Raw genomic sequence first — 15,134 nt, 5'->3', positions numbered from 1 at the left:
CGGTGCCGGGCGCTACCCCGGCGCACCTCCTCGCGGCGGTCGCGCGCCCGCCGGCCGTGCGGGCGGCAGCGCCGTGCCCGGCCCGTCGAGCGCCCGCGCGAGCACCCGCTCCACCGGCACCCCGCGGATCGAGGCGTCGAGCACCTGCACGGTGTGCGCCACCGGCATCCGCTCGCCCATGCCCGCCAGAGTCGTCGCCACCTGCATCCAGCAGCCAGGGTTGGCGGTCACCATGAGGTCGGCGCCCGTCGCGAGGACCGCGCGGGCCTTGCGCGCACCGAGCTCGGCGGCGGGCTCCGGGTGCAGCAGGTTGTACGTGCCCGCGCTGCCGCAGCAGATCTCGGCCTCCGCGAGCTCTCTCACCTCGACCCCGGGCACCCCGCGCAGCAGCCGCCGCGGCTGGTCGCGCACCTGCTGGGCGTGCGCCAGATGGCAGGCGTCCTGGTAGGCGACGGCCACCGGCAGCGGATGGCGCTCGGCCACCGGGCCGAGTTCGTCGAGGAGTTCGGTGATGTCGCGGACCTTCGTCGCGAGCGCCGCGGCCCGCTCGGGCCAGCCGGGTTCGTCGCGCAGCAGGTGCGCGTACTCCTTGAGGTGCGAGCCGCAGCCCGCCGCGTTGACCACCACGGCGTCCACCCCGGCCCCGCCCCGCGCGCCCTCGAACGTCTCGATGACCCGCTTGGCGAACCCCAGCGCCTCGGGTTCGCGGCCCGCGTGCGCGGAGAGCGCGCCGCAGCAGCCCTGCCCCCGGGGCACCACGACCTCGCACCCCTCCGCCGCGAGCACCCGGGCCGTCGCCGCGTTGACGTCGGGGAAGAACGCGCCCTGCACGCACCCCGTCAGCAGCCCCACGGTGGCGCGCCGCGCGCCGCGCGCCGGGACGTGCGGCGGCAGCGGGCGGGTCCTGCCCAGCTTCGGCGCGAGCGACTCCATCGCCCGCAGCGGGCCGGGCAGCCGGTCGAGCAGCCCCGACCTGGCGAGCAGCCGCCCGAGCCCGGCCGTCTGGTACGCCCGCAGCGGCCCCCGCAGCGCCCGCAGCCTGCGCGGGTACGGGAACACCGCGAACACCGCGTCCCGCAGCAGGCGTTCGGCCCTCGGCCGCTCGACGCGCCGCTCCAGCTGCGCCCGCGTCGCCTCGATCAGCTTGTCGTACTGCACCCCGGAGGGGCAGGCCGTCACACACGCCATGCAGCCGAGGCACTGATCGAGGTGGCGGACGCTGCTCGCGTCGAACGCGTCGCCTTCGAGCGCGCCCTTCATGAGGTCGATCCGGCCGCGCGGGCTGTCCATCTCCTCGCCCCACAGCACGTACGTCGGGCACGTCGGCAGGCAGAACCCGCAGTGCACGCAGTCCCCGATGAGCGCGGCGTCCGGCGGGTGGTGCGCGTCGAAGGGCCCGCCGGGCGGCGGCCCGCTGCCCGGCATGCCGAGCCCCACGGTCGCCGAGGCCGCGGTCGCGGCGACCGGCCCGCCCTGCCCGACAGACAACGGCCCCCGCGCCCCCACCACCTCCGCCGCGGCCCGGTCCGCGGGCCGCGCCGCGCCGCCGGTACCCCGTCCGCCGCTGTCCTGCCCCGCCGGGGGCCGTCCGCCGTGTGTCTCCTCGGGGCACGGGTCGCCGGGCCGGTCGGACGGTTCGGGTGACATCGCCATTCAGAGCCCTCCGAGCAGACGGCCGGGCGACAGCCGCCGCGCCGGGTCGAACTGGTCCTTCACCCGTGTCATCAGGCCGAACGAGTCGGCCACAGGCCCCCAGTGAGCCGCCGCGTCCAGCGGTTCGGGCGCGGCGAGCACCACCGCGGAGCCGTCGTACGGGGCGAGCGCCGCGCGCAGCGCGCCCAGGTCCGTGCCCGCGTCCACCGCCGCGTACGCCACCCCCGTGCACGCGGACGCCGTGCCCGACGCGCCCTCGGGCAGGGCCGCGAGCACGGCGGCCAGCGCGGCGGGCTCGTACGCGAGCCGCAGCACCAGCGGGCCCTCGGGCCTGCGGCCGAACCACCCGGGCACGGTCGGCAGTTCGCTCCCGCCGCCGAGCAGGGCGCGCGCCTGTGCCGACTGCGCCCGGACCGACGCCTCGATCGACTCGAACAGCAGCACCAGCTCACCGCCGCCCGGCGCGAAGCGCAGCTCCACCGCGGTCGGCGTGAGCGCCGAGCGGGCCACGAGCCCCGCGAGCCTGCCCGCCTGCGCCGGGTCCGTGACGGGCAAGGACACCGCGCCCGCCGCCCGCGGCAGCGGATGCAGCCGCCACACCGTCGACACCACGACGCCGAGCCCGCCGTGCGCGCCCGTGTAGAGCTTGCCGAGGTCGTACCCCGCGACGTTCTTGACGACCTTTCCGCCCGAGCGGGCGAGCGTGCCGTCGGCGCGGACCACCGCCACCCCGATCAGCAGGTCCCGCACCGTGCCGTAGCGCAGGCGGCGCGGGCCCGACGCGTTCGCCCCGACGATCCCGCCGAGCGTGGCGCCCTCCTCCGGCGGGTCGAGCGCCAGCATCTGGCCGTGCCCGGCGAGCCGCCGCTGGAGCGCGCGGAGCGTCACCCCGGCCTCCGCCACCACCACCAGGTCGCCCGGCTCGTGCGCCACGATCCGGTCGAGCCCCGTGGTGCGCAGCAGCACGTCGCAGGAGGCCGGGCGGGCCGCCCAGCCCGTCTTCGTCCCCGCGCCGACCGGCACCACGCTGCCGCCGGTCGACCGCAGCACCTCGGCGACCTCCTCGGCCGTGGCCGGCGCCACCACCTCGGCGGGCACCACGCCGCCCACGGCGTCCCGGGCCCCGCCGCGCGCCGACGCCACCTCAGAACACCTCGCCGAGGGCCGGGTCGTGGGCGTCCCGCGCGGTGCGGGCGCCCGGCCGCTCCCCGCACAGTCGCGGCGTGGGGAACAGCTTGCCCGGGTTGGCGAGCCCCGCGGGGTCGAAGGCGCACCGCACCAGTTGCATCGTGTCCAGGTCCGCCTCGGTGAACTGCCGCGCCATACGGCTCCGCTTCTCCACGCCGACGCCGTGCTCGCCCGTGATCGAGCCGCCGAGGTCCACGCACAGGTCGAGGATGGCGAACCCGAGCTCCTCCGCCTTCCCGGCCGCGCCCGGCACGGTGTCGTCGAAGAGGATCAGCGGATGGAGGTTGCCGTCGCCCGCGTGGAAGACGTTGGCGACCCGCACCCCGGCGTCGTCGGCGAGCCGCCCGATCGCGGCGAGCACCTCGGGCAGCCGGGTGCGGGGGATCACGCCGTCCTGCACGTAGTACGCGGGACTGATCCGGCCCACGGCGGCGAACGCGGACTTGCGGCCCCGCCACATCAGCGCCCGCTCGGCGTCGTCCCGCGCGATCCGCGTCTCGAACGCGCCCCGCCCGCCCGCGATCTCCTCGACCTGCCGGAACTGCTCGTCGACCTCGGAGCGCGGCCCGTCGAGCTCGATCACCAGCACCGCGACCGCGCCGTCCGGATAGCCGCACCGCACGGCGGCCTCCGCGGCCTCGATCGCCAGGGCGTCCATCATCTCGATCGCGGCGGGCAGGATGCCCGCGGCGATGGTGTCGCTGACCGTGCCCGCCGCGTCCGCCACCGAGCGGAAGCCGACGAGCATGGTCCGAACGGTCTCCGGCGCCTGGATGGTGCGGACGGTCACCCGGGTGGCCACGCCGAGGGTGCCCTCGCTGCCGACGAACGCGCCGAGCAGGTCGAGGCCGGGGTGCTCGGGCGCGGTGCCGCCGAGGTGCACCACCTCGCCGTCCGGCAGCACCACTTCCGCGCCGGTCACGTGGTTGACGGTGAACCCGTACTTGAGGCAGTGGGCGCCACCCGCGTTCTCCGCGACGTTGCCGCCGATCGAGCAGACCTGCTGGGAGGACGGGTCGGGCGCGTACGCCTGCCCGTACGGCGCCGCCTCGCGCGTCACCCACAGATTGACGACGCCCGGCTCGGCGACCACCCGCGCGTTGTCGGGGTCGACGGAGACGATCTCCCGCAGCCGCGACAGCACGATCAGCACGCCGTCCGCGACGGGCATCGCGCCGCCCGACAGACCCGTGCCGCTGCCCCGCGCCACGAACGGCACACCCTCGCGCGCGCACATCCGCACGGTCTCCACCACGTCGTCCCGGCTGCCCGCGAGTACCACGACCGCGGGCCGCACCCGGAAGGTGGCGAGGCCGTCGCATTCGTAGGTGCGCACCTGGGCGGGGTCGGTGAGCACCCGGTCCGCGCCGATCAGCGCGCGCAGCCGCTCCGCGAGGCGCAGCGCGCGGGGCGCCCGTCCGCCGGGGGCTTCGGCCTGTGCCAGGTGCTGACTCATCGCGTCTCCTCGTCGCTCGGGTGACCGCCCGGCCGTGGCCGGCCCGCGGCCCCGGTCCTCGCGAGGTCCACTGTCCTGCGCCTCACCCCTCCCGTCCCGGTACCCGGGCCGTGGCTGCGCCGGATCACCGCACCGACGCAGTACGGGTGCGTCCCGCGCCCGCACCGCCTCGACAGCGACTACCGAATACCGGTAATCGGCTACCGGATGCCGGAAGAATGCAACCGTGGCGCTGGGGTGTCAAGGGTTCCGGCACCCTGCCCCTTCCCCGCGGGCCGCCCCCTGACGCCCCGTCACTCCCGCCGCGGGGCGGGCACAAGGGGCGGGGCCCTGGGGGCGGACGGTGTGACGAGCCCGGGCGACGCGCCGATGCGCCCCCGCGCCGCCCTGCCCCCGGCGGCTGTTCCACGGACCGTCGAGGACATGAGCGAGTGGGAGCGCGCCTGCGCCGGCTGCGGCCGGCGGTTCGCGGCGGAGGAACTGGCCGAGATGGACGACGACACCTACCAGTGCGAGCGCTGTCTCGAACAGCTCGCGCTCGACCACCTGGTCCCCGAGCGCGCGCCGGAGCGGGACGACGGGCCCACCAGGCCGCTCGGCGATCCGGGCGAGTCGGGCCGGGGCGCGGGCCCCGGCCGCGGCACGGCGGCCTGACTCCGCGCGCCCGGCACCGGACGCCGGCCCGTCGCGATCCGGCGCGTCAGGCGCCGAGGAAGGCGGCGAGCCCGGCCAGCAGCCGGTCCACGTCCTCCGTGTCGTTGTACGGCGCGAGCCCGACGCGCAGCCCGCCCGTGTCGCCGAGGCCCAGCCTGCGGGACGCCTCAAGCGCGTAGAACGAGGCGGCGGGCGCCGCCACGTCACGCTCCGCGAGGAACCGGTAGGCGTCCGCCGCGTCCCGCCCCTCGAACGTCATCAGCAGCGTCGGCGTGCGGTCCGCCGCGCGCGAGTGCACCGTGAGTCCAGGAAGGGCCGCGAGCCCGGCCTCGATCCGGGTGCGCAGCACCTCCTCGTGGCCTCCGAGGACCGTGAGCGAGCGGGCGAGGCGCTCCCTGCGCGTGCCGCCGGCGTCGCCGCCTGCGAGCCCGGCGAGGAAGTCCACGGCCGCCTCGGCGCCCGCGAGCAGCTCGTACGGCAGCGTCCCCAGCTCGAAGCGCTCGGGCACCGCGTCCGACGACGGCAGCAGCTTGTCAGGGCGCAGCCCCGCGAGCAGGTCGGGCGAGCCGGCGAGCACCCCGAGGTGCGGCCCGAGGAACTTGTAGGCAGAGCAGACGTAGGTGTCGGCGCCGAGCGCCGCGAGGTCCACCAGCGCGTGCGCGGTGTGGTGCACGCCGTCCACGTGCAGCAGCGCCCCCGCCGCGTGCGCCAGTTCAGCGATCCGCGCCACCGGCGGCCGGGTGCCGATCAGGTTGGAGGCCGCGGTCACCGCCACGAGGCGGGTGCGCCCGGTCAGGACCGCCGCCACGTCCTCCTCCGTCAGCTCCCCGGTCGCCGGGTCGAAGTCCGCCCACCGCACGACCGCGCCCGCCGAGGCCGCGGCCTGCACCCAGGGCCGGATGTTCGCGTCGTGGTCCAGCCGGGTGACGACCACCTCGTCGCCCGGCCCCCAGGTCTTCGCCAGCGCTCTGGCCAGGTCGTACGTCAGCTGGGTCGCACTGCGCCCGAACACCAGGCCCCCGGGCGGCGCGCCCAGCAGGTCCCCGAGCGCCGACCGGGCGCCCGTGACGATCCGGTCCGCGTTGCGCTCCCCCTTGGTGAGGGTGCCCCGGTTGGACAGCGGTGCGGCCATCGCGGCGGCGACGGCGTCGATCACGGGCCCGGGCGCCTGGGTGCCCCCCGGGCCGTCGAAGAAGGCGACCCCGCTGCCGAGGGCGGGGAACGCGGCGCGTATGGCGGTGATGTCGTAGGTCACGGGCCCCACGGTAGATCGCCCGCGCCCCGCGTGGTCCGCCGCGCGGCTCAGAGCACGCCGTGCGGGCGGAACTGGACGCTGATCCGCGGCCCCACCCGCCGGGCCGTCTTGAGGACGGCGTGCTCCCAGGTGCGCTGGCACGACCCGCCCATCACCACCAGGTCCCCGTGGCCGAGCGGCACCCGCAGGGCCGGGCCCCCGCCGCGGGGCCGCAGCGCCAGGTCGCGGGGCTCGCCCACGGAGAGGATCGCCACCATGGTGTCCTCGCGCGAGCCCCGGCCGACGCGGTCGCCGTGCCAGGCGACGCTGTCGCGGCCGTCCCGGTAGAAGCAGAGCCCCGCCGTGGTGAACGGCTCGCCCAGCTCCCCGCCGTAGTGTGCGCTGAGCGCCTCGCGCGCCTCGGCGAGCACGGGGTCGGGCAGTTCGGTACCGGCCCCGTAGAAGCAGAGCAGACGGGGGACCGCGACCTCGCGCTCGTACATCCGCCGCCGCTCGGCGTGCCAGGGGACGCCGGCGGCGAGCCGTTCGAACAGCGTGTCAGCGCCCGTCAGCCAGCCGGGCAGCAGGTCGAGCCACGCCCCGTCGCCGAGCGCGGTGCGTCGGGTGCCGGCGAGCGGCCCCAGCCGGGGCGTGGGGGCCTGGTCGAACAGCGATCCCTGGAAGGGAGCGGGTGATACGGACATACCGCCCAGCGTACCGCCGAAACCGAACAGGTGTCCTATTGAATGTCCGTGCGATCTGTCACGGGGCTGCCCGCCGCGCGGTCCGGCTCTGGGGCCTCCTCCGCCGTCACATCGCCGTCGACCGTGCGCAGCGCCAGGGTGGCGGGACCGCCGCGCCGCGTCGGCGCCGCGATCCGCCGCCCGCCGCGCGGCCCCGCACCGGCCGTGTACGGGGGCGCGCCGCGCGGCACGGTCAGCCGCACCGAGCCGTTGGCGGTGGCCGCGTCCACCGAGGCGGGGGCGTGCGCGCAGCCGAGGTCCACGTCGCCGTTGACGGTGGACGCGGTGAGGCTCGACGCCGCGAGCCCGGTCGCGCGCACCGAATGCCGAGGTAGAGCTCGACCAGGACGCGGGGCAGGGTGGCGAGCGCGAGGAGCCGTCGCGGGTCGTGAGCGACACCGGCTCACCGGCGGCGCCCAGATCCGCCCCGGTCACGTCGCCGCTGCCCGTGGCCAGGCGGAGACCGCAGGCAAGACCGGCCGCGTCGATGCCCGCGTCGCGCGCCGAGACGGTGACCCGGGCGCCCGCGGGCACCTCGACCGTCGGCGTCCGGTCGCAGGGCCCGCCGGCCCGGCAGGCGAGCGTCAGCGCCCACGCCCCGCCACGGTGCGACCAGTGGGGCTCGACCCTTACGGTCACCCGGGCGCGCCCGCCTCGTGCGCGCCGCAGCCGCACACCGCCGCGGGTCGTGACCGTCAGCCGGTCCACGGCGCCCCGGGGCGCGGCGAACGCCGCGGGGGAGGAGCCGTCGGGCCAGACACCCCCGAGGCTGCCGTCCCCGCCGGGGCCGCGGCCCGCGGCCCCGGCGGCGAACGCCGCGCACAGCACGCCCAGTGGGGCCCTTACGCCACCTTCCCCGGACGCGGCGGGAGTGACACGCGCCTCGTCCGCGCGTCCCGCCGGGAGAGAGCCGCGCCGGAGAGGGAAGGTGGGTGCCATGAAGAAACTCGGACTGCCGGAACATATCCGCGCGTGCCTGTTCGACCTCGACGGCGTCATCACCAAGACCGCCGTCGTCCACGCCGCGGCCTGGAAGGAGATGTTCGACGAGTTCCTCCGGCGGCGGGACGGCGCGGACTTCACCCCGTTCACCCCGGACGACTACGACCGCTACGTCGACGGCCTGCCGCGCGCCGACGGCGTGCGGTCCTTCCTCGCCTCCCGCGGCATCGAACTGCCCGAGGGCAAGGACGACGATCCCGGGTCCGCCGACGGCCCCGACACCGTCCACGGCCTCGGCAACCGCAAGAACACGCTGGTCCTGGAGAAGATCCGCACCGAAGGCGTCGAAGCGTACGAGGGCACGCTGCGCTACGTGCGCGCCGCGCGCGCACTCGGCCTGCGCACCGCCGTCGTCTCCTCCAGCGTCAACTGCCGCGACATCCTGCGCTCCGTGCACGCCGAGGACCTCTTCGAGGTGCGCATCGACGGCGTCGTGGCCGCCGAGCGCCGCCTGCCGGGCAAACCGCGGCCCGACACCTTCCTCGCCGCCGCCCACGACCTCGATGTCCCGCCCGGCGACTGCGCCGTCTACGAGGACGCGCTCGCCGGCATGGACGCGGGCCGCTCGGGACACTTCGGCTACGTCGTGGGGCTCGACCGGGTCGGCCAGTCCGACGCGCTGCGCGAGCACGGCGCCGACATCGTCGTGCAGGACCTCGCGGAACTGGAGGCGGACGCGTGATCACCCACTCCAACTACACCGTCGAGCCGTGGGTCCTGCGCGAGTGCGGGATCAACCTGGACATCCTGCCGCAGAGCGAGTCCGTCTTCGCGCTCTCCAACGGCCACGTCGGCTGGCGCGGCAACCTGGACGAGGGTGAGCCGCACGGCCTCCCAGGCTCCTACCTCAACGGTGTCCACGAACTGCACCCGCTGCCCTACGCCGAAGCGGGCTACGGCTACCCCGAGTCCGGCCAGACCGTCATCAACGTCACCAACGGCAAGGTCTTCCGCCTCCTCGTCGACGACGAGCCCTTCGACCTGCGCTACGGCACCGTGCGCGAGCACGAGCGGGTGCTCGACCTCAAGACCGGACTGCTGCACAGGACCTGCGAGTGGGTCTCGCCCGCGGGCTGCGCCGTCAAGGTCCGCTCGACCCGCCTGGTCTCCTTCACCCAGCGCGCCATCGCCGCCGTACGGTACGAGGTCGAGGCCGTCGACTCCGACGTGCGCCTCGTGGTGCAGTCGGAGCTGATCGCCAACGAGCAGCTGCCGCAGGGCGGCGGCGACCCGCGGGCGGCCGTCGCCCTGGAGTCCCCGCTCCTCGCCGAGGAGAACTTCGCCTCGGACGCGCGGCTGCGGCTCGTACACACCACGGCCCGCAGCGGCCTGAGGGTCGCCGCCGCCGCGGACCACGCCGTCACAGGGCCCGGGTCGACCAGGACGGGCAGCGAGAGCGGCGACGACGTCGGACGCGTCACCGTCACCTCGCACCTCCAGCCGGGCGAGGTGCTGCGCGTCGACAAGGTCGTCGCCTACGGCTGGTCGTCGACCCGCTCCCTGCCCGGCGTGCGCGACCAGGTCGACGCGGCCCTCGCGCAGGCCGTCGGCACCGGCTGGACGGGGCTCGTGCGCGAACAGCGCTCCTACCTCGACGACTTCTGGGCGCGCGCCGACGTCGAACTCGACGGCGACGAGGAGATCCAGCAGGCGGTGCGCTTCGCCCTCTTCCACGTACTCCAGGCCGGCGCGCGCGCCGAACAGCGCGCCATCCCCGCCAAGGGCCTCACCGGCTCCGGGTACGACGGGCACAGCTTCTGGGACACCGAGATGTTCGTGCTCCCGCTGCTGACGTACACCGCGTCCGACGCCGTCGAGGAGGCGCTGCGCTGGCGCCACAGCACCCTGGGGGCGGCCAGGGACCGGGCCGAGCAGCTCGGCCTCAAGGGCGCCGCCTTCCCCTGGCGCACCATCGAGGGCTCCGAGTGCTCCGCCTACTGGCCCGCGGGCACCGCCGCCTTCCATGTCAACGCGGACATCGCGAGCGCCGCCGTCCGCTATGTCAGCGCCACCGGGAACCGGCGGTTCGAGGAGGACATCGCCGTCGAACTCCTCGTGGAGACGGCCCGGTTGTGGCGCTCCCTCGGCCACCACGACCACCACGGCGTGTTCCACGTCGACGGTGTCACGGGCCCCGACGAGTACAGCGCCGCGATGGACGACAACATGTACACGAACCTGATGGCGCGGGCCAATCTCAGGGATGCCGCCGACGCCGTCGAGCGCCACCCGCGCCGCGCCGCCGCGCTCGGCGTGGACGACGAGGAGAGCGCCGCCTGGCGGGACGCCGCCGACGCCATGCACATGCCCTACAACAGTGAACTCGGCGTGCACGAGCAGCATGCCGGATTCACCGGGCATCAGGTGTGGGACTTCGCAGGCACCCGCCCCGACCAGTACCCGCTGATGCTGCACTTCCCCTACTTCGACCTCTACCGCAAGCAGGTGGTCAAGCAGGCCGACCTGGTACTCGCCATGTACACCTGCGGGGACGCCTTCGACGCCGAGCACAAGGCCCGCAACTTCGCCTACTACGAGCCGCTGACCGTCCGCGACTCCTCCCTCTCCGCCTGCGTGCAGTCGGTGATGGCGGCCGAGGTCGGCCATCTCCGGCTGGCTTACGACTACTTGGTCGAGGCGGCCCTCATGGACCTGGAGGACAAGGAGAACAACACCCGCGACGGCGTGCACATCGCGTCCCTCGCGGGAACGTGGATGGCGCTGGTCGCCGGGTTCGGCGGCATGCGGCACAGCGGGGAGCGGCTGGAGTTCACCCCGAAGCTGCCGGAGCGGCTGCGCAGGCTCGCCTTCAAGGTGCACATCTTCGGGCGCAGGCTCCGGGTGGAGATCAAGGCGACCGCCGTCACGTACACGCTCCTGGAGGGGGAGCCGCTGACGCTGCGGCACTGCGGGGAGGAGATCACCGTCACAGCTGACGCCCCGGTCGAGCGCAAGCTGCCGCTCTGGTCGGTGCACCCGGCCCCGGCGCAGCCGCCGGGCCGCGCGCCCTCGCACGACCACGACCAGATCCCGTCCTGACGGGCCGTAGGCCGGAGCGGAGGGGGTCCGGGGGCGGGCCGGGAGCCGGTGGCGGCCGTCCACCGGCTCCCGGCCCGCCGCCTGCGTCAGCGCGCGAGCGCCGCGCAGTTGGTCTGGTTCTTGCCGGCCACGGCGCCCGCGATCTCACCGCGCCAGCTGACACACTGACCCGGAGCGGAGAGGTACACGGGACCCGCGTACGTGGTGTAGTCCCCCTCGTCCACGACGTCCCTGGTGTGCGTGCCGAGGCCGAGCGACGCCGTCATGTGCACGGCGCTCCCCGGGTTGGCGCGGACCGTCACGACGCAGTTCTTCTTGGTGGTGGCGCTGTACGTGAGGTAGACGGTGCCGGCGGAGCCGACGGGCGCGGAGTTGACCACTCCGTACCCGGCGCCGCAGGCGTTGTTGTACGCGGTGGCCGGGGCCTTCGCGGACCTGGCCGCCGCCGCTGCCCCTACGGCGTGCGCGGACGCCGCGGGCGCGGCGGCCGCCCCGCCGGACGACGGTGCGGCCCCGGCGACGGGCGCCAGGGCGACGGCGGTACAGGCCAGGCCCGCGAGGACGGTACCGGCCACGGCACCGCGCTGAGTGAACTTCACTGTTCTTTCCCCCTGCTCTCGCAGTCATGACGTCGGTCAACGTCACGCCCAGTCAGACCGGCGGAGGCGCGGCGGAGTTGTACGGGCCCGGCGCTGTTACACGCCCGGGACAAACAGCGGGGGCCGGCTCAGGCGGCGGCGACCCCGGCGAAGCGGTGCGCAACCCGCCGCCACACCGGGCCCGACGCGGCGTCGTCACGCAGCGCCGCCCGGTGCAGTGCCGCGCGGTCGGCGCCGTACCCGCCGAGGCGCTCCTCGCTCCAGAACCGGATGCGGTCGGCCGCGGCCTCCGGGTGGAACTGCACGCCCCACGCCCGCGCGCCCACCCGGAACGCCTGGTACGGGCAGTGCTCGCTGCGGGCGAGCCAGGCGGCGCCCGGCGGCAGCTCGGTGATCCGGTCCACATGGTTCTCGATAGCGGTGGGGTGCGGGGGCAGACCGGCGAAGAGGGGATCGTCCGCCGCCTCGGGGCGCAGCGCGAGCGGGGTGCTGCCGAACTCGGGCTCGCCGTACGCGCCGCGCACGGCACCGCCCGCGACCTGTGCGAGCATCTGGCCGCCCAGGCAGATCCCGAACACCGGGACGTCCCGGTCGAGGGCCTCGCGCACCAGCGCCCTGGTCGGTGCGAGCCAGGGCGCGCGGGCGTCGTCGTCCGGCAGGTAGGCGCCGCCCAGCACGATCAGCGCCCGGTGGCCGCCCAGCGACGCCGGGAGGGCCGCCCCGCCGTACGCGGCCACCACGTCGGGCGCAAGACCGCCCTCGGCGAGCCACTCCGCCCACCGGCCGAGGCCGCCGTTCTCGCCGTGCTGCACCACCAGTGCCATGGGCCTCGCCATGCCCGCCACCTGCCCCTTCTGCGCGCGCCTTGCCGCCGTTCACCCTACGCGGTGCCCGCGGGGCGGACGGCGGCAGTCACCGGGCCGCGACCGGGCCGGGGCCGTCACTTGTAGGCGGCGAACGCCTTCGTGAAGTCCAGCGGCTGCTGCTCGATCGAGCTGCACGTCGGGTCCGCCGAGTCCTTGGCGCCGCCCGCGCACGCCGTGTCGCGGGCCGCCGACCACATCGAGAGCCAGGCGAGGTGCTTCGAGGAGGCGAAGTCCGCCAGCTCCTTCGCGTCGTCGACGGTGAACTTCTCGGTGTTCACGTCGTTCACGCCGATCATCGGCGTGACGGCGACGGCCTTCCACGCGGCGTCGTCCGACAGCCCCAGCACGCCCTTGATCTGCGCCTGCGTCGCGGTGGCCGCCTGGATCGCGTACTGGCCCATGTCGCCGCTGTACGAGGCGCCGTAGTCCATCGCCATCACATTGACCGCGGAGACCTTCACGCCGTTGTCCTCGGCGTTCGCCACGAGATCCACGCCCGCTTGGGTCAGCCCCTCGGGAAGCACCGGCAGGGTGAACGACACCTGCAGGCCGGGGTGGGACTTCTGGAGCTGCGCGATCGCCTGCGCTCGGCGCGTGTTGGCCGCGGTGTCGGGAAGGGCCGCGCCCTCCACGTCGAAGTCGACCTTCGTCAGCTTGTACTGGTCGATGACCTTCCCGTACGCCGACGCGAGGTCCGAGGCGGACGAGCAGGCGGCGGCCAGCTCGGTGCCGGACGCGCCGCCGAACGAGACGCGCACGTCGCCGCCCTTGTCGCGCAGCGCGCCGATCTGGCCCGCCACCCCCGAGTCGTCGACGGGGCTGCCGCCGCCCCACTTCGGGTCGCAGCCGCCGCCCGAGGTGACGAACGCCAGGTTGAAGGTGTTCACCCCCGTCTTCGAGGCGGTGTCGAGCAGGTCGTAGGCCGGGTAGAGCGACGTGTCGACGTACGGCGCGAAGCCCGCGTCCGCGGCCTCGGGCGCGCTGCCGGCGGGCGGCGCCGTCGCCGGTCCTGACGGGTCGGCGGCGGGCGGCGTCGTCGCGGGCGGTGCGGGCTGCTCGGAGGGCCGCCCGCTCGGCTGCGGGGCCGCGCCGTCGTCCACGGAGCACTTCGCCGAGTCGATCAGGCAGGAGGTCGGGTCGGCGGCCTTCCCCGACGAGGAGGTCACGAAGCCCACGGTGACGGACCCGCCGGGCGCGATGTCCTTGTTCCAGCTCTCCGGCTTGACCGTGACATGGCGCCCGCTGACGGTGTGCGTGCCGTTCCACAGTGAGCTGATGGCGGTGCCCGCGGGCAGGTCGAACTCCAGCGTCCAGCCGGAGACCGTCTTGTCCGTGGCGTTCCTGACGACGTACTGGCCGGTGTAGCCGCCGTCCCAGGCCGCCGTCCTCGTGTACGCGGCCCCCGTCGTGGCGGCGCTCGCGGTGCCGGCGACGGCGAACGCGGCGCCGCCGATCACGCCCGCGGCGACCACGGCTGCGATCGCCTTCGTCCTGCGGGTCACCGTGCGGCGGTGTGTGTGGTTGCCCATCGCGTCTCTGCCTCTGCGTTGCGGGGAGTGTGAGGGGAACGGTGCCGTTCCACGGGCCAGCACGCTAGCCCCGCCCGACGGGCCGAAACCGCCCTAACGGGCGGTCGTTGAGTTTCTTAGGGTCCGCTTAAGGAACCCATCGGGGACGGTTAAAGATCGACACCGGGGACGCGGGCCCCGTCTCGTACGGACGCACGAGACGGGGCCCACGCGTCCTGGCGGAAACCACACCGGCGCTCAGGCGCCGTCACGGTAGCGCGGCGCGAGGGACGCGCCGGTCGCCGTGCGGAGCTCCAGCTCGGCCGCGGTCAGGCGGTCGACCGCCGCGCCCTCCTCAAGGCCCGGCACACAGACCGTCTCGCCAGTGCGCAGCGCGGCGAGGGACGCGGCCACCACGTCCTCGACGGGCATGCCGCCCGCGTCGTGCACCCGCGGGGTGTCGCCGGCCACGGGCTCCTCGCCGCGAGTGAGGTGGAACTCGGTGGCGGTCAGACCCGGGCAGAGCAGCTGGACGTGGACCGGCGCCTGCGCCAGCTCCGCCGCGAGCGTGCGCGTGAAGGTGACGACGAACCCCTTCGTCCCGCCGTACACCGCGCGCTGCGGCAGACCGCCGGGCGACGGCGGGAGGCTTCCGGCGAACGCGAGTGTCGACGCCACGTTGACGACGGCTCCCCGGCGGCGCGCCAGCATCCCCGGGAGGGCGGCGCGGCTCAGGCCCGTCAGCGCCGTCACGTTGAGCGTGACCACCTTGGCGAGCAGGGCGGGGTCGGCCTCGGCGAACGGCCCGTATCCGTTGATGGCCGCGCTGTTGACCAGCAGGTCCACATCGTCGTGGCCGACCCGGGCGGCCACGGTGGCGAGCCCCTCGGGCTCCGAGAGGTCGGCGGGCAGCTCCTCCACCCGCACGCCGTGCGCGGAGCGGAGCCGCCGCGCGTGCAGCGCGAGCCGCTGGGCACGCCGGGCCACGAGCACCAGGTCCCAGCCGAGTGCCGCGAGCCGCTGCGCGTACGTGAATCCGATGCCGGACGACGCGCCCGTCACCACCGCGGTCCCGGTCCGCTCCAGCACGCTCCGCACTCCGCCACCGCCGCGTTCGCCGCTCACACCCTGCTCCTGTTCTCCGTGGCCGGTGTTCCGGACCTGTCCTGCCCCGTACACGCCCGATGATCCA

General features: G+C 75.3%; 13 protein-coding genes. 3 read left to right on the top strand and 10 right to left on the bottom strand.

The window, feature by feature from the left end; all coding sequences use genetic code 11:
- Window positions 1-12 precede the first annotated feature (12 nt).
- Genes ABEA77_RS23665 through ABEA77_RS23655 form a run of 3 tightly spaced genes read right to left on the bottom strand, consistent with a single transcriptional unit; the run spans window position 13 to window position 4,297 of the window.
- Entirely contained in the window at window positions 13-1,653 is a 1,641-nt protein-coding gene (locus tag ABEA77_RS23665; RefSeq protein ID WP_345651123.1) for a (Fe-S)-binding protein, read from the bottom strand.
- Complete coding sequence (locus ABEA77_RS23660; protein WP_345651120.1) at window positions 1,654-2,796, bottom strand: FAD-binding oxidoreductase; 1,143 nt, start codon at window positions 2,794-2,796, stop codon at window positions 1,654-1,656.
- A gap of 1 nt (window position 2,797) precedes the next feature.
- Window positions 2,798-4,297: an FAD-linked oxidase C-terminal domain-containing protein gene (locus ABEA77_RS23655; RefSeq protein WP_345651117.1), complete on the bottom strand. Its 1,500-nt coding sequence runs from the start codon at window positions 4,295-4,297 to the stop codon at window positions 2,798-2,800.
- Between the two features lie 423 nt (window positions 4,298-4,720).
- Here ABEA77_RS23655 and ABEA77_RS23650 point away from each other — a divergent pair, with 423 nt between their 5' ends.
- The gene (locus tag ABEA77_RS23650) at window positions 4,721-4,951 is read left to right on the top strand and encodes a hypothetical protein (RefSeq protein ID WP_345651114.1); all 231 of its coding nucleotides are present in this window, start codon (window positions 4,721-4,723) and stop codon (window positions 4,949-4,951) included.
- Between the two features lie 46 nt (window positions 4,952-4,997).
- Here the strand turns inward: ABEA77_RS23650 and ABEA77_RS23645 are convergent, their stop codons facing one another.
- From ABEA77_RS23645 to ABEA77_RS23635, 3 genes are read right to left on the bottom strand one after another with little or no spacing between them, the layout of a single operon-like run.
- Window positions 4,998-6,206, bottom strand: a complete 1,209-nt coding sequence (locus ABEA77_RS23645) for a cysteine desulfurase-like protein (RefSeq protein ID WP_345651111.1) — start codon at window positions 6,204-6,206, stop codon at window positions 4,998-5,000.
- Window positions 6,207-6,253: 47 nt separating this feature from the next.
- Window positions 6,254-6,889 (bottom strand): alpha-ketoglutarate-dependent dioxygenase AlkB, encoded by a 636-nt coding sequence (locus ABEA77_RS23640; protein ID WP_345651108.1) that lies wholly within the window; start codon window positions 6,887-6,889, stop codon window positions 6,254-6,256.
- Between the two features lie 35 nt (window positions 6,890-6,924).
- Window positions 6,925-7,248 (bottom strand): DUF4097 family beta strand repeat-containing protein, encoded by a 324-nt coding sequence (locus tag ABEA77_RS23635; protein WP_345651105.1) that lies wholly within the window; start codon window positions 7,246-7,248, stop codon window positions 6,925-6,927.
- 617 nt (window positions 7,249-7,865) lie between these two features.
- Between ABEA77_RS23635 and ABEA77_RS23630 the strand changes: the two genes are divergently transcribed.
- Together ABEA77_RS23630 and ABEA77_RS23625 are read left to right on the top strand one after the other, a co-directional pair.
- Window positions 7,866-8,612 carry an HAD family hydrolase gene (locus tag ABEA77_RS23630; RefSeq protein WP_345651102.1) on the top strand — a complete coding sequence of 249 codons (747 nt, stop codon included), beginning with the start codon at window positions 7,866-7,868 and terminating at the stop codon, window positions 8,610-8,612.
- Window positions 8,609-10,969, top strand: a complete 2,361-nt coding sequence (locus tag ABEA77_RS23625) for a glycoside hydrolase family 65 protein (protein ID WP_345651099.1) — start codon at window positions 8,609-8,611, stop codon at window positions 10,967-10,969. Before ABEA77_RS23630 ends, ABEA77_RS23625 begins: the two co-directional genes overlap by 4 nt.
- 86 nt (window positions 10,970-11,055) lie before the next feature.
- Here the strand turns inward: ABEA77_RS23625 and ABEA77_RS23620 are convergent, their stop codons facing one another.
- From ABEA77_RS23620 to ABEA77_RS23605, 4 genes are all read right to left on the bottom strand, one after another.
- Window positions 11,056-11,568, bottom strand: a complete 513-nt coding sequence (locus tag ABEA77_RS23620; protein WP_345651096.1) for a spore-associated protein A — start codon at window positions 11,566-11,568, stop codon at window positions 11,056-11,058.
- Between the two features lie 128 nt (window positions 11,569-11,696).
- A complete protein-coding gene (locus tag ABEA77_RS23615; RefSeq protein WP_345651094.1) occupies window positions 11,697-12,404 on the bottom strand; it encodes a type 1 glutamine amidotransferase in 708 nt (235 codons plus the stop codon).
- A gap of 104 nt (window positions 12,405-12,508) precedes the next feature.
- Window positions 12,509-13,963 carry a glycoside hydrolase family 18 protein gene (locus ABEA77_RS23610; protein WP_345651091.1) on the bottom strand — a complete coding sequence of 485 codons (1,455 nt, stop codon included), beginning with the start codon at window positions 13,961-13,963 and terminating at the stop codon, window positions 12,509-12,511.
- A gap of 237 nt (window positions 13,964-14,200) precedes the next feature.
- Entirely contained in the window at window positions 14,201-15,067 is an 867-nt protein-coding gene (locus ABEA77_RS23605) for an SDR family NAD(P)-dependent oxidoreductase (RefSeq protein WP_345651089.1), read from the bottom strand.
- Between the last annotated feature and the right edge of the window lie 67 nt (window positions 15,068-15,134).

The sequence above is a fragment of the Streptomyces tremellae genome (genome assembly GCF_039540215.1).
Lineage (GTDB): Bacteria > Actinomycetota > Actinomycetes > Streptomycetales > Streptomycetaceae > Streptomyces > Streptomyces tremellae.
This window is presented reverse-complemented; position numbering and strand designations above follow the sequence as displayed.